Below are 14145 nucleotides of genomic sequence, written 5' to 3' on the forward strand. Positions count from 1 at the left end.
CCGTGAAGGTGGTCGTACTGTAGGTGCTGGTGTTGTTGCGAAAGTAACTGCATAAGCATAATATAGTGACGGATTACGTCTCAGGTTGAGGGCTTTGGCTCTCAACTTGCATTATAGGTCAGTAGTTCAATTGGTAGAGCGTCGGTCTCCAAAACCGAATGTTGGGGGTTCGAGTCCCTCCTGACCTGCCATATTTTGAAATAAAAAGCTTGATGCTGGCTTAGTTGTTCATATAATAAGTCGCGAGTTCTACGACGAGTACAAAAATGTCGAATGATAAATCGCGTGACGCATTGAGCGACGCGCCAATTCCTCAAAGAAATAATTCTGCTGAAGTTGTTCGTTCTGGTTCGCCTCTAGATATTGTTCTATGGGTGATTGCAATTGCATTCTTGCTTTTAGCTACTATGGTGAATCAGTATTTACCAGCGTATTGGGCGCCTGCAAATAATATTTGGGTGCGCGTTGGGGCAATTTTTGCTTGTATCGTTGTGGCTTTAGGTTTATTATACGCCACCCATCAAGGTAAAGGCTTCGTTCGTTTGCTAAAAGATGCACGAGTCGAATTGCGTCGAGTAACTTGGCCAACAAAACAAGAAACAGTCACTACATCGTGGCAGGTTCTATTGGTTGTAGTTGTTGCATCATTGGTTTTATGGTGCTTTGACTATGGTTTGGGTTGGTTAATTAAGTTGATTATCGGGTAAAAGAGCTATGAAACGTTGGTACATTATTCATGCCTACTCTGGCTATGAAAAACAAGTGTTGCGTTCGCTTACAGAACGAATCCAGCGTAGCGCTGTTGCTGATAGCTTTGGTGATGTCCTTGTTCCTACCGAAGAAGTGGTAGAAATGAAGGATGGTAAGAAACGTAAATCTGAGCGTAAATTCTTTCCTGGCTATGTATTAGTCGAAATGGAAATGAATGATGATACTTGGCATATCGTTAAAGAATGTCCAAAGGTTCTGGGTTTCATTGGTGGTACACCTGAAAAACCAGCACCAATCACTCAGCGCGAAGCAGATGCGATTCTTGCGCGTGTACGTAATACAGGTGAAGCACCACGTCCTAAGACGATGTTTGAGCCTGGTGAAGAATTACTTGTTATTGACGGTCCATTCACAGACTTTAAAGGTGTGGTGGAAGAAGTTCAATACGAAAAGTCACGTTTAACGTTGACGATTAATGTATTTAATCGACCAACTCAGGTTGAACTCGAATTTCGCCAAGTCGAAAAAACGATTTAATCTTAATTGGTTGAAAAGCGCCCGATTTTATCGGGCATTGTTGTTGTAACAGTAGTGTTGCGTAAAGATTGGGGAGCCTAGCGGCGTTCGTACCCAGAGGTATTTTAAAATGGCTAAGAAGATTGACGGCTATATCAAGCTGCAAGTTCCAGCTGGTAAAGCAAATCCATCTCCACCAATTGGTCCTGCATTAGGTCAACGTGGTGTAAACATCATGGCATTCTGTAAAGAATTCAATGCTGCTACACAAAAAGTTGAACCAGGTCTTCCAATTCCTGTAGTGATTACTGTGTACAACGACAAGTCGTTCACATTCATCATGAAAACGCCTCCAGCTTCTATTCTTCTTAAGAAAGCTGCTGGTATCCAAAAGGGTTCATCTGTACCAAACAAAACTAAAGTTGGTAAGTTGACTCGTGCTCAGTTAGAAGAAATTGCGACTACTAAAGAACCAGATTTAACTGGTGCTGATTTAGACGCACGTGTACGTACCATTGCTGGTTCTGCGCGTTCTATGGGCTTGGAAGTGGAGCTATAAGACATGGCAAAGTTAACTAAACGTCAAAAAGCCATTGCTGCTGCTGTTGAAGCAAACAAAGTTTATACTTTGGAAGAAGCAGTGCAAGTTCTTAACAGCCTACCTGCTGCGAAATTCAAAGAATCTTTGGATGTAGCTGTGAATCTTGGTGTAGACCCACGTAAATCTGATCAGGTTGTTCGTGGTGCGACTACATTACCTGCTGGTACTGGTAAAACTGTACGTGTAGCTGTGTTTGCTCAAGGCGCGCAAGCAGAAGCTGCTAAAGAAGCTGGTGCAGACATCGTAGGTTTTGATGACCTTGCTGAAAGCATTCAAGGTGGAAACCTTGACTTTGATGTTGTAATCGCTGCTCCTGACGCTATGCGTGTTGTTGGTAAGCTCGGTACAATTCTTGGTCCACGTGGTTTAATGCCAAACCCTAAAGTGGGTACTGTAACTCCTGATGTAGCGAATGCTGTTAAAAACGCTAAATCTGGTCAGGCTCGTTACCGTGTAGACAAAGCGGGTATTATCCATGCTGCGATCGGTCAATTAGGCTTTGAAGCTGCTGCTATCCGTCAAAACGTTGAAACTTTAGTTGCTGACTTGAAAAAGTTAAAACCTGCAACTTCTAAAGGTGTATACATCAAAAAGATCACTTTGAGCTCAACTATGGGTCCTGGTCTTACTGTTGATGTAAGCAACGTTTCTAACTAAGTTTAAAACTTAGTCAAGAATTTTAAAGTCCTGATTGAGGGTAAGGTATAAAAATCATAGGTTTTTATACCCATACAAAGTATTGCTTTGTTTCCTCACTCATCAGGCGGACTTTGAATTGATAAATGTAAATTTATCAGCGTCAAAGACCACAGGCGAAGAGACTTCTTTTGAATATCTTCTTAATAACCCAGCCTGCGTAGACGCGGTGGTGTGATTTATTCCTCCTCCGCGTGCAAGTCAAATCCTTATTGACTTGCGAATTGGGAGTGTACTTTTTTGAGTACATAAATCACCGTTAGGAGGTTTTACAATGGCTCTTCTTATTGAAAGCAAAAAACAGATCGTTGCTGAAGTGGCTCAAACTGCTTCTACAGCGTTCGCTGCCGTTGTTGCTGACTATCAAGGTTTAACCGTTGAGCAATTAACTACTCTTCGTGTTGAAGCTCGTAAACTAGGTGTTGCTACACGTGTTGTACGTAATACTTTGGCTAAACGTGCTCTTCAAGATACGCAATTTGCAATCTTGAATGACAACCTTGTTGGCCCAACAATCTTAGCATTCTCAACTTCTGAAGACGATATGGGTGCAGCTGCACGCTTGTTTGAAGAATTTGCTAAAACTAACAAAGCATTTGAATTAAAAGCTGCTGCATTTGACGGCAAACTTTATCAAGGTGCTGATGTTAGCGTTATCGCAAATCTTCCAAACCAAGAAAAAGCGCTTACTATGCTCGCATCTGTTCTTCAAGCTCCTATTTCGAAATTGGGTCGCTTACTTACAGCGCTTCAAGAGAAAAACGAGTCAGAAGCTGCTTAAGCTTAAATCTACTTCCACACCATTCAATACCCATTTGGAGTTAATCTCATGGCTTTAACAAACGAAGAAATCCTAAACGCAGTTGCTGAAAAAACTGTTCTTGAACTTGTTGAACTTATTTCTGCTTTTGAAGAGAAATTCAACGTATCTGCTGCTGCTGTAGCTGTAGCTGCTGCTCCTGCTGCTGCTGCTGCTGAAGAACAAACTGAATTCAACGTTGAGTTGACTTCTTTTGGTGCTAACAAAGTAGCTGTAATTAAAGCAGTTCGTGAAGCAACTGGCCTTGGTCTTAAAGAAGCTAAAGACCTAGTTGAAGGTGCTCCACAAGTTCTTAAAGAAGGCGTTTCTAAAGAAGAAGGCGAAGAACTTAAGAAGAAACTTGAAGAAGCTGGTGCTACAGTTACACTTAAGTAATTGTAAAAGGAGTCGGTTTTTAAATCGGCTCCATAAAATGGCTGATGGCTCTTGGGTCATCAGCCTTTTTGCGTTACAATAATCGGCTCGATTTTTGTTTGTTCTGTACAATAACTGTTATATTTCAGAAGAATCAAAGTAATTTCAAATGCTTACCAATATTTTTCTTTTTAAAAAATATTGTTAAGCGTTTTAATACCACTAAAAATTGCAGCATTTGTAAACAGTGGTGGCCATATCGGCCTGTGTAATTCCTTCTGAGCCCGTTCTGCAGGCGGGCTTGGTTTACTTTCCGAGGACTCCAGATGGCATACTCATATACCGAAAAGAAACGGATCCGTAAGAATTTTGGTAAATTGCCCCAAGTAATGGAAGCACCGTACTTACTTTCGATTCAGGTCGATTCGTATAGAACGTTCTTGCAAGGTGGCAAATCTCCAAAAAACCGCGAAGATATCGGTCTCCAAGCCGCATTTCGTTCAGTTTTTCCTATAGAAAGTTATTCTGGCAATGCTGCTTTAGAATTTGTTGAGTATAGCCTTGGTAAGCCTGAGTTTGATGTGCGTGAATGTATTTTACGTGGTTCGACTTATGCGGCACCAATGCGCGTAAAAATTCGTTTGATTATTAAAGATCGCGAAACTAAATCTATTAAAGACGTACGTGAACAAGAAGTCTACATGGGTGAAATGCCACTCATGACAGACAACGGTACCTTTGTTATCAATGGTACTGAGCGTGTAATTGTATCTCAATTACATCGTTCACCTGGTGTGTTCTTCGATCACGATAAAGGCAAAACACATTCAAGTGGTAAAGTACTTTATTCTGCACGTATTATTCCTTACCGTGGTTCATGGTTAGATTTCGAATTTGATGCTAAAGATTTAGTTTACGTACGTATTGACCGTCGTCGTAAATTATTAGCAACTGTTGTGTTGCGTGCATTAGGTTATAACAATGAACAAATCTTGAATTTGTTCTATGAGAAAGTGCCTGTATATCTTGATATGGGTAGCTATCAAATTGACCTCGTTCCAGATCGTCTGCGTGGCGAAATGGCGCAATTTGATATTGCTGACAATGACGGTAAAATCATTGTTGAACAAGGTAAACGTATTAATGCACGTCACGTACGTCAAATGGAAGCTTCTGGTTTAGCTAAGCTATCAGTTCCTGATGAGTACTTGTATGAGCGTATCACTGCTGAAGACATTACTTTACGTAATGGTGATGTGATTGCTGCAAATACATTGTTAAGCCATGAAGTTATGGTGAAACTAGCAGAAGGCGGCGTTAAACAATTCAATATCTTATTTACGAACGATATTGACCGTGGTTCATTTGTTGCTGACTCATTACGTGCTGACACAACATCTGGTCGTGAAGAAGCATTAGTCGAAATCTATAAAGTAATGCGTCCAGGCGAGCCACCAACAAAAGAAGCTGCTGAAAACTTATTTAATAACTTATTCTTCTCTTCTGAACGTTATGACTTATCTCCAGTAGGTCGTATGAAGTTCAACCGTCGTTTGGGTCGCCCATACGAAGTTGGTACTGACCAGAAGTCACGTGAAGTAGAAGGTATTTTATCGCACGAAGATATCATCGATGTATTACGTACATTAGTTGAAATCCGTAACGGTAAAGGTGAAGTCGACGATATCGATCACTTGGGTAACCGTCGTGTACGTTCTGTTGGTGAAATGACTGAAAACCAATTCCGTGTTGGTTTAGTTCGTGTTGAACGTGCTGTTAAAGAGCGTTTAAGCCAAGCAGAAACAGATAATTTGTCTCCGCAAGATCTCATTAACGCAAAACCAGTTGCAGCTGCAATCAAAGAATTCTTTGGTTCAAGCCAATTGTCTCAGTTTATGGATCAAAACAACCCATTATCTGAAATTACACATAAACGTCGTGTTTCAGCGCTTGGACCTGGTGGTTTAACGCGTGAACGTGCGGGCTTTGAAGTACGTGACGTACATCAAACTCACTATGGTCGTGTATGTCCAATTGAAACGCCTGAAGGTCCAAACATTGGTTTGATCAACTCGCTTTCTGTTTATGCAAAAGCAAATGATTTTGGTTTCTTGGAAACACCTTACCGTAAAGTGGTAGATGGCCGAGTAACTGATGCTGTTGAATATCTTTCTGCTATTGAAGAAGTAGGTACTGTTATTGCACAGGCCGATTCTGCTGTAGATAAAGATGGTAACTTAACAGAAGAGTTTGTTTCTGTTCGTCATCAAGGTGAATTCGTACGTATTCCACCTGAAAAAGTGACGCATATGGATGTATCTGCACAGCAGGTTGTATCTGTAGCTGCATCGCTTATTCCATTCCTTGAACACGATGACGCGAACCGTGCATTAATGGGTTCAAACATGCAACGTCAGGCCGTTCCTACTCTACGTGCGGATAAACCGCTTGTAGGTACAGGTATGGAAGCGAACGTAGCACGTGACTCTGGTGTATGTGTGATCGCAAACCGTGGTGGTGCGATTGAATATGTAGATGCTTCTCGTATCGTTATTCGTGTAAACGAAGATGAAATGATTGCAGGTGAGGCTGGTGTAGATATTTACAACCTCATTAAATATACACGTTCTAACCAAAACACTTGTATTAACCAAAATATTATCGTGAATTTGGGCGACAAAGTTGCTCGCGGTGACATTTTGGCAGACGGTCCGTCAACAGATATGGGTGAGCTTGCGCTTGGTCAAAACATGCGTGTAGCGTTCATGACGTGGAATGGTTACAACTACGAAGACTCGATCTTATTATCTGAGCGTGTACTTCAAGAAGACCGTTTAACTTCTATTCATATTCAAGAATTATCATGTGTAGCGCGTGATACTAAGTTAGGTGCAGAAGAAATTACTGCCGATATTCCTAACGTAGGTGAAGCTGCACTTTCTAAACTTGATGAATCAGGTATCGTTTATATCGGTGCTGAAGTTACTGCTGGTGACATCCTTGTTGGTAAAGTAACGCCTAAAGGTGAAACTCAGTTAACTCCTGAAGAAAAATTGCTTCGTGCAATCTTCGGTGAGAAAGCAGCTGACGTTAAAGACTCATCTTTACGTGTTCCATCTGGTACTAAAGGTACAGTTATCGATGTTCAAGTCTTCACTCGTGATGGCTTAGAGAAAGATGACCGTGCGTTAGCAATTGAAAAAGCACAGCTTGACTCTTACCGTAAAGACTTGAAAGAAGAATACAAGATCTTTGAAGAAGCAGCTCGTGAGCGTGTAATTCGTTTGCTTAAAGGCCAAGAATCTAATGGTGGTGGTTCGACTAAACGTGGCGACAAACTTGTTGAAGATATGTTGTCTGGTTTAGAGCTTGTTGACTTACTTGAAATCCAACCTACAGACGAAGCAATTGCTGAACGTTTATCTCAAATTCAAGTGTTCTTGAAAGAGAAGAGCGCAGAAATTGATGAGAAGTTTGCAGAGAAGAAACGTAAGCTTTCGACTGGTGATGAGTTAACAACAGGCGTTCTGAAAGTTGTTAAAGTTTACCTAGCAGTTAAACGTCGCATTCAGCCTGGTGATAAAATGGCTGGTCGTCACGGTAACAAAGGTGTTGTATCTAACATTTTACCTGTTGAAGACATGCCACACGATGCGAACGGTGTACCAGTAGATATCGTATTGAACCCATTGGGTGTACCATCTCGTATGAACGTGGGTCAGATTCTTGAGACTCACTTGGGTATGGCGGCTAAAGGGCTTGGCGATAAAATCGAAAAAATGTTGAAAGAACAGCGTACAGTTTTAGAACTTCGCGAATTCTTAGACAAGATTTATAACAAAGTTGGTGGCGAGCAAGAAGATCTTGATAGCTTAACTGATGCTGAAGTTTTAGCTCTTTCTGGCAACTTACGTGCTGGTGTGCCTTTAGCTACTCCTGTATTTGATGGTGCTGAAGAAAGCCAAATTAAAGACTTACTTGAATTAGCTGACATTTCACGTACTGGTCAAACAGTATTGTTTGATGGTCGTACGGGTGAACAGTTTGATCGTCCTGTAACTGTAGGTTACATGTACATGCTCAAATTGAACCACTTGGTTGATGACAAAATGCATGCGCGTTCAACTGGTTCTTACTCACTTGTTACACAACAACCGCTTGGTGGTAAAGCACAGTTCGGTGGTCAGCGTTTCGGTGAGATGGAGGTCTGGGCACTTGAAGCTTACGGTGCAGCATATACTCTTCAAGAGATGTTAACTGTTAAGTCGGATGACGTTGAAGGTCGTACACGCATCTATAAGAATATTGTAGATGGTAACCATTATATGGATCCGGGTATGCCTGAATCGTTCAACGTATTGACCAAAGAGATCCGTTCTTTAGGTATCAACATTGAACTGAAAAATGGTGACTAAGTCGTAAGACTCACGATTTTTTAGGAAAAAACAATATTTGTGACCCAGTCGGGTAAGCGTTGCTTCCCGACACACGGAGAAAAAAATTGAAAGACTTGCTCGATATCATGCGTAAGAAAACGGACTCAGATGGTCATGCACCAATTGAGTTTGACCGTATCCGTATTGGTCTTGCGTCACCAGAAATGATTAAGTCATGGTCTCATGGTGAAGTTAAAAAACCTGAGACAATTAACTACCGTACTTTTAAACCAGAACGTGACGGTTTGTTCTGTGCCAAAATTTTTGGTCCAGTAAAAGATTACGAATGCTTGTGTGGTAAATACAAGCGTATGAAATACAAAGGCGTCATTTGTGAAAAATGTGGCGTTGAAGTAACTACAGCGAAAGTTCGTCGTGAACGTATGGGTCACATTGAACTCGCATCTCCAGTTGCACATATCTGGTTCTTAAAATCGTTACCATCTCGTATCGGTTTATTACTTGATATGACGCTTCGTGATATCGAACGCGTATTGTATTTCGAATCATACGTTGTAACTGATCCTGGTATGACTCCGTTTGAAAAGTATCAACTTTTAACAGACGAAGAATACTTCAATGCACTTGAAGAGCACGGTGATGAATTCACTGCGAAAATGGGTGCAGAAGCGATTCAGGACTTATTAAAAGATATCGATCTTGAAGCTGAAATCGCACGTTTACGTGAAGAAATTCCTCAAACAACTTCTGAAACGAAGTTGAAAAAAGCGTCTAAACGCTTGAAATTGATGGAAGCATTCAACGATTCAAACAACAAGCCAGAATGGATGGTGATGAATGTACTTCCTGTACTTCCACCTGATTTACGTCCATTAGTTCCACTTGAAGGTGGTCGTTTCGCGACTTCTGACTTGAATGATTTATATCGTCGTGTCATTAACCGTAACAACCGTTTGAAGCGCCTTCTTGATCTTGCAGCACCAGACATTATCGTGCGTAACGAAAAACGTATGCTACAAGAGTCTGTAGATGCATTGCTTGATAACGGTCGTCGTGGTCGTGCAATTACCGGTTCTAACAAACGTCCATTAAAATCTTTGGCAGATATGATCAAAGGTAAACAAGGTCGTTTCCGTCAGAACTTACTTGGTAAGCGTGTTGACTATTCTGGTCGTTCGGTAATTACTGTAGGTCCTACTTTACGTCTTCACCAATGTGGTCTTCCGAAGAAAATGGCACTTGAATTATTCAAGCCATTTATTTTTGCGAAACTACAAGCTTCAGGTCAAGCAACAACCATTAAAGCTGCGAAGAAAATGGTTGAGCGCGAGACTCCAGAGGTTTGGGACGTTCTTGCTTCTGTAATTCGTCAACATCCAGTAATGTTGAACCGTGCGCCAACACTTCACCGTTTAGGTCTTCAAGCATTTGAACCTATTCTTATTGAAGGTAAGGCAATCCGTCTTCACCCACTCGTTTGTGCTGCGTTTAACGCCGACTTCGATGGTGACCAAATGGCGGTACACGTTCCATTGACACTTGAAGCACAGTTAGAAGCTCGTGCATTGATGATGTCAACAAACAACATCTTGTCACCAGCGAATGGTGAGCCGATCATCGTTCCTTCTCAGGACGTTGTCTTGGGTCTTTACTACATCACGCGTGATGCAGTAAATGCTAAAGGCGAAGGCATGGTGTTTGCTGATACTCACGAAGTAAACCGTGCACTTGCAACTGGTCAGGTTGCGATCCATGCTCGTGTTAAAGTACGTGTGCATCAAACTGTTATCAATGAAAATGGTGAACGTGAACACGGAACTATTATTGTTGATACGACACCAGGTCGTTGTTTGCTTTGGGAAGTTGTTCCACAAGGCTTAAGCTTTGACATGATCAACCTTGAGATGACTAAAAAGAATATCTCGAAGTTAATCAACTCTTGCTACCGTAAACTTGGTTTGAAAGATACAGTTATCTTTGCTGACCAATTAATGTACTTGGGCTTCCGTCAAGCGACTCGTTCAGGTGTATCTGTAGGTATGGAAGACATGTTGATTCCACCTACAAAGCACACAATTATTGATAAAGCTGAAACAGAAGTTCGTGAAATCGAACAACAGTTCGAACAAGGTTTCGTAACTGCTGGTGAGCGTTATAACAAAGTTGTCGATATCTGGGCGCGTACAAACGACCAAGTTGCTAAAGCGATGATGGATAACTTGTCTTATACACTTGTGAAAAACAAACAAGGTGAAGACGAGAAACAAAAATCATTCAACAGCATCTATATGATGTCTGACTCTGGTGCCCGTGGTAGTGCGGCACAGATTCGTCAGCTTGCTGGTATGCGTGGCTTGATGGCAAAACCGGATGGTTCGATTATCGAAACACCGATTAAAGCGAACTTCCGTGAAGGTTTAACAGTACTCCAGTACTTTATTTCAACACACGGTGCGCGTAAAGGTTTGGCCGATACAGCATTGAAAACTGCGAACTCTGGTTACTTGACTCGTCGTCTTGTAGACGTAGCGCAAGATTTGGTAATTACTGAGCCTGACTGTGGTACAGCTGGTGGTTTGGTAATGACTCCATTCATTCAAGGTGGTGATGTCATTGAGCCATTACGTGACCGCGTATTAGGTCGTGTAACTGCTGAAGACGTACGTCGTGCATCTGATGATGAAGTTGTATTACCTCGTGGTACGTTAATTGACGAAAAAATCGCAGCTCATCTTGAAGAAGCGGGTGTGGATGAAGTCAAAGTACGTTCAGTAATTGCTTGTGAATCTGCTTTTGGTGTATGTGCTAGATGTTATGGCCGTGACCTTGCACGTGGTCACTTGGTTAACCCAGGTGAATCAGTGGGTGTAATGGCAGCACAATCTATTGGTGAACCAGGTACACAGTTAACGATGCGTACGTTCCACGTTGGTGGTGCTGCGAGCCGAACTTCTGCTGCAAACAGTGTTCAAGTACGTAACAAAGGTACTGTACGTTTCCATAACGTGAAAACTGTACAACATGCAAAAGGCCACTTGGTTTCAGTTTCACGTTCAGGTGAAATTGGTATTGCCGATGATTTAGGTCGTGAGCGCGAGCGTTATAAACTTCCTTACGGTGCAAGCATCTTGTTGAAAGATGGTGAAGCTGTAGAAGCTGGCGGTATCGTAGCGACTTGGGATCCGCATACACATCCATTGGTAACAGAAGTTGCTGGTAAAGCACGTTTCAGCCAAATCGCTGATGGTGTAACTGCAACATCGAAAACTGATGATGCAACTGGTATGACTACTGTTGAAATCTTGCCTGTAACAGCTCGTCCTGCTTCTGGTAAAGATTTACGTCCTGCAATCGTGTTGGATACAACAGATGGCGGCGAACAGTTCTACTTCTTGCCACAAAACACTATCGTAACTGTTCGCGATGGCGAAACGATTGGTGTGGGTGACGTAATTGGTCGTGTACCACAAGAAACATCACGTACTCGTGATATTACCGGTGGTCTTCCGCGTGTAGCTGACTTATTCGAAGCACGTAAACCGAAAGAACATGCAATTCTTGCTGAAGTTTCAGGTGTTGTAAGCTTCGGTAAAGAAACTAAGGGTAAAAACCGTTTAGTAATTACCCCAGATGATGGTTCTGAGATTTACGAAGAATTGATTCCAAAATGGCGTCAAATCAACGTGTTCGAAGGCGAGCATGTGAACCGTGGTGAAACAGTTTCTGATGGTCCACAAAACCCGCACGACATCTTACGTTTGAAAGGTGAAGTTGCATTAACTAACTACATCGTGAACGAAGTTCAAGACGTATACCGTCTCCAAGGTGTAAAAATCAACGACAAACATATTGAAGTTATCGTACGTCAAATGTTGCGTAAAGTTGATATCACTGATGGCGGCGATACAAGCTTCATCAAAGGCGAGCAAGTGGATTACATCCGCGTTGTTCAAGAGAACCAAGCTGTCTTGGCTCAGAACAAGTTCCCTGCGAAGTTTGAACGTCAATTGATGGGTATTACGAAAGCATCGCTTTCTACAGACTCCTTCATCTCTGCTGCATCGTTCCAGGAAACAACTCGTGTGTTAACTGAAGCTGCTGTAACAGGTAAAGAAGATGATTTACGTGGCTTGAAAGAAAACGTTGTAGTGGGTCGCTTGATTCCAGCTGGTACTGGTCTTGCATACCACTTAGAACGTCGTCGTCAAGAAGCAGAAGCTGCTGAACATGAGCTTCACAATGACTTCAGCGAAGTAGACCAAGCATTTAGCCAAGCATTAAACTCAGAACAATTCTAAGTTTAGACTGGCACTAAAAAAGGCACCTCAGGGTGCCTTTTTTGTTTATATGTATTTATAACAATTAAAAGTGGTAATTACATAAACATATTAAAGAGCCATTATTTTATTACTTAAGCGGGATAAACGCTCCACAAAAACAGATTAGGCTACATGCTTATGAAGACTGGAGTAAATCTAATGAAAAAAATGATGATGATTGTGAGTGTAGGCCTGATGTCAACAACTTTGTTTGTTGGTTGCCAAAATGCAAGCCCAGAAAGTAAACGTATTGGTTCGGCTGCGATTGGTGGTGGTGCAGGTGGTGCTGTAGGTAAACATGTGGGCGGTAATATTGGCGCAGGTTTAGGAGCGGCTCTCGGTGCTGGCGTTGCAGCTAACGCAAAAGGATCTAGTAGTAAAACCGTGCGTAATAGTGCAATCGGTGCCGGTGTGGGTGCGGTGTTAGGTGGCGCAATCATTGGTGGCGATGCTGGTGCTGCTACAGGTGGAGCACTTGGTGGTAGTGCGGGCGCAGCTTATGAAGAGAAAAAAGGGAAGTACTAAAAGTATTCCTAATAATGTTTAAACCTAGAAGTCTTTAACCTGTTAGAGACTTCTTTTTTATGCCTTTTTTATAATTAAAATTTTGTTTGATGAGTATAAATAGATGAGCTTTACAAAATATCAATCGATTAGGACAGATGAATAACACAATCTGATCAAATTCCTCATAAAAGAGGATTATTCTTTTTATTAGAACAGGTAGTAGGAGTATGGCCATGAAAAAAACAATAGGATTAGTTTCTGCTTTAATGTTGTCTACGCTTATGTTTACGGGTTGTCAAAATATGAGTCCGTCTGACCAGCGTATTGGTGCAGCAGCAGCAGGTGGAGCACTAGGTGGTGGCTTAGGTAACCATGTAGGTGGTGGTGTTGGTGCAGGCTTAGGTGCAGCAGTAGGTGCTGGTGTTGGTTCAAATAGCCAAGGCGGTAGTAAGCAAACCACGACTAAGAGTGCGATCGGAGCTGGTATCGGTTCTGTGGTAGGTAAAGCAATATTGGGTGGTGACTCTGGTGCTGCAATTGGCGGTGCGATCGGTGGTGGTGCTGGTGCAGCGATTGAAGAAAAAAAATAACACCGTATTGATTGAATAAAATAAGCGCTTTTTAGCGCTTATTTTCATTGAGGGAAAGGTTTTGCTTTTTTACGTCGGATATAAAGTGTTTTTTTAACTTCGGCAATTCTTACCCCAGATTCATCAAAAATATTTAGATGATAAGTTCTTAAAACAGGTTCGTAGTTTTCAGCAAGCTCACGTATTTGCTCAATCTCAGCTAAATCTACTCGAATGTCTGCATGTACCGTACTTCGACCAGGGGAAAGAAAATTAATTTCAGCAGCTTTATCCCAAACAATATATTTTGATCCGAGATGATGCAGCAGAATCATCATGTAAAATGGATCAACCATTGAATAAAGACTGCCCCCAAAATGTGTTCCGACCAAGTTTTGGTTTTTCCAGGTCAGAGGCATTTTCACACGTACATGGCAAAGTTCTAAATTCATGATTTCAATATAAATCCCTGCACCACGATAAGGTGGGTAGTGATTAAATAGAAATTTTGAAATCGTAGGATTGTTCTGAAGTCTTCTTAAAATAGCCATAATAGTCAATTTTTTTTATTGAAACAGTATTCATACTAGATAAGTATCATCTTTTTTATATTGATGGCAATGCTCTATCCGACTAACGACATGATCGATTGAAA

General features: G+C 41.7%; 11 protein-coding genes and 1 tRNA gene. 11 read left to right on the forward strand and 1 reads right to left on the reverse strand.

The features are described from left to right. Positions 1-115: 115 nt before the first annotated feature. The 11 genes from ODQ17_RS15940 to ODQ17_RS15990 all read left to right on the forward strand — a co-directional run bounded on the left by ODQ17_RS15940 (position 116) and on the right by ODQ17_RS15990 (position 13511). A tRNA-Trp gene (locus ODQ17_RS15940) sits at positions 116-191 on the forward strand. A gap of 75 nt (positions 192-266) precedes the next feature. Continuing rightward, positions 267-707, forward strand: coding sequence for a preprotein translocase subunit SecE (secE, locus tag ODQ17_RS15945; protein WP_004795106.1), 441 nt, complete (start codon positions 267-269; stop codon positions 705-707). A gap of 7 nt (positions 708-714) precedes the next feature. After that, a complete protein-coding gene (nusG, locus tag ODQ17_RS15950; protein ID WP_003654499.1) occupies positions 715-1248 on the forward strand; it encodes a transcription termination/antitermination protein NusG in 534 nt (177 codons plus the stop codon). A 109-nt stretch (positions 1249-1357) separates the two neighbouring features. Further along, positions 1358-1786, forward strand: coding sequence for a 50S ribosomal protein L11 (gene rplK / locus ODQ17_RS15955; RefSeq protein ID WP_001074682.1), 429 nt, complete (start codon positions 1358-1360; stop codon positions 1784-1786). Between the two features lie 3 nt (positions 1787-1789). Then, positions 1790-2485, forward strand: coding sequence for a 50S ribosomal protein L1 (gene rplA / locus ODQ17_RS15960; RefSeq protein ID WP_004795104.1), 696 nt, complete (start codon positions 1790-1792; stop codon positions 2483-2485). 313 nt (positions 2486-2798) lie between these two features. Beyond that, on the forward strand, positions 2799-3305 hold the full coding sequence (gene rplJ / locus ODQ17_RS15965) for a 50S ribosomal protein L10 (protein ID WP_004699170.1): 507 nt from the start codon (positions 2799-2801) through the stop codon (positions 3303-3305). A gap of 48 nt (positions 3306-3353) precedes the next feature. Further along, positions 3354-3719 (forward strand): 50S ribosomal protein L7/L12, encoded by a 366-nt coding sequence (gene rplL / locus ODQ17_RS15970; RefSeq protein WP_004795102.1) that lies wholly within the window; start codon positions 3354-3356, stop codon positions 3717-3719. A gap of 305 nt (positions 3720-4024) precedes the next feature. Next, positions 4025-8113, forward strand: coding sequence for a DNA-directed RNA polymerase subunit beta (gene rpoB, locus ODQ17_RS15975; protein WP_005301734.1), 4089 nt, complete (start codon positions 4025-4027; stop codon positions 8111-8113). Positions 8114-8199: 86 nt separating this feature from the next. Continuing rightward, positions 8200-12393, forward strand: a complete 4194-nt coding sequence (gene rpoC / locus ODQ17_RS15980) for a DNA-directed RNA polymerase subunit beta' (protein WP_013199106.1) — start codon at positions 8200-8202, stop codon at positions 12391-12393. 180 nt (positions 12394-12573) lie between these two features. Continuing rightward, entirely contained in the window at positions 12574-12939 is a 366-nt protein-coding gene (locus ODQ17_RS15985; RefSeq protein ID WP_005301737.1) for a hypothetical protein, read from the forward strand. 215 nt (positions 12940-13154) lie between these two features. Beyond that, positions 13155-13511, forward strand: a complete 357-nt coding sequence (locus tag ODQ17_RS15990; protein WP_322904956.1) for a DNA transfer protein p32 — start codon at positions 13155-13157, stop codon at positions 13509-13511. A 44-nt stretch (positions 13512-13555) separates the two neighbouring features. On the opposite strand, the gene ODQ17_RS15995 is transcribed toward ODQ17_RS15990, so the two are convergent. After that, positions 13556-14041 (reverse strand): DUF4442 domain-containing protein, encoded by a 486-nt coding sequence (locus tag ODQ17_RS15995; protein ID WP_107880608.1) that lies wholly within the window; start codon positions 14039-14041, stop codon positions 13556-13558. Between the last annotated feature and the right edge of the window lie 104 nt (positions 14042-14145).

Origin of the sequence: Acinetobacter sp. IRS14 (assembly GCF_034650275.1) — a bacterium.
Classification (GTDB): Bacteria; Pseudomonadota; Gammaproteobacteria; order Pseudomonadales; family Moraxellaceae; genus Acinetobacter; species Acinetobacter oleivorans.